2 protein-coding genes are annotated in these 1,042 nt (G+C 69.5%); one reads left to right on the plus strand and one right to left on the minus strand.

The window, feature by feature from the left end; translation table 11 throughout:
- A partial coding sequence (locus ACFV9O_RS40810) for a helix-turn-helix transcriptional regulator (RefSeq protein ID WP_385428236.1) occupies nucleotides 1-657 on the minus strand: 657 nt, incomplete at its 3' end.
- Between the two features lie 128 nt (nucleotides 658-785).
- Here ACFV9O_RS40810 and ACFV9O_RS40815 point away from each other — a divergent pair.
- Nucleotides 786-1,037: a hypothetical protein gene (locus ACFV9O_RS40815; RefSeq protein WP_100455243.1), complete on the plus strand. Its 252-nt coding sequence runs from the start codon at nucleotides 786-788 to the stop codon at nucleotides 1,035-1,037.
- Nucleotides 1,038-1,042 lie beyond the last annotated feature (5 nt).

Below are 1,042 nucleotides of genomic sequence, written 5' to 3' on the forward strand. Positions count from 1 at the left end.
GTCGGAGCGGGCCGGGATGAAGGCCACCTTGCGGTCCACCACGATCAGCCGGTCGACGCTCTCCTCCAGCGTGCGCACCTCGACGTCGGTGCCGATCCGGTCCACGTAGGCGATGGTCGCCGGGTGGTGCCGGGCGGTGTGCTGGTAGAGGGTGCGCATCTTCACCCGGCGGTCGAGCAGGGGCATGACGCGGCGCAGCCCCTCCGCGATGGTCTCCGGCTTGCGGCCGCTGCCCGGCTGCACGGTCAGCAGCTCCTCGGAGCACTCCGCGACCACCCGGTCGAGGGTGGTGTTGATGAGCCCCAGCCCCTCCAGCACGGTCATCCCGCTGGCGGCGACCGGGTTCTGCGCCGCCATGGCCAGGAAAGGGGCGAAGGTCTCGGTGAGGCCGATGGCGACGCGTCGGCGCTCCTGGATCTCCTGCTCGATGGGGTGTACCAGATGGCCGAGCGCTACCGTCGGGGGCAGCGGCCGCAGCCACTCCGGGTCGTCCGGGTCGGCGTGCACCAGCGCCAGATCGATGAGGCAGGGCGCCTGCGCGGCCTCGCTCCGGGGTATGCGCCCGGTCCGCAGCGCGTCGGCGTAGAGCTGCCGACCCGCTTCGCACAGCTCACGTGGGCTGTGCGGATGTCCCGGTATCTGGTCGTCTGTCCCCATGTGAACCCCCCTCAGGGTCATGCATTACAGGAACATGATGCCTGTTTCCGCTGGTGCGAGCGGTCGCGGTGAGCGATCGTCATGTGCACGGGGGAGGAGGAAATGATTAGAAGAGGTGGAGATCGTCCATGAGCAAGATGGTTCGTGTACTTTGCGCTTTCGCGGTCGCGGCTGCCTTCGGTGCGATCGCCAGTGGCGAGCCCACCTGGGAGAGCGAGCCCGCTTCCACGGTGCTGGCCGAGCCGACCTGGGAGACCAACCCGGTGGCGGTCCAGTCCGAGCCCACCTGGGAGTTCGCCCCCACGGGTGAGCCGACCTGGGAGACCGCCCCCGCAGGTGAGCCGACCTGGGAGGACCTGCCCACGGGTGTCCGGGCATGAGCATG

It is taken from the genome of Streptomyces sp. NPDC059909, from assembly GCF_042730885.1.
GTDB lineage: Bacteria > Actinomycetota > Actinomycetes > Streptomycetales > Streptomycetaceae > Streptomyces.

Bases quoted from the DNA above. Each gene is read 5' to 3' on its own strand.
- ACFV9O_RS40815 (WP_100455243.1), top strand. From the start codon at position 786: ATGAGCAAGATGGTTCGTGTACTTTGCGCTTTCGCGGTCGCGGCTGCC.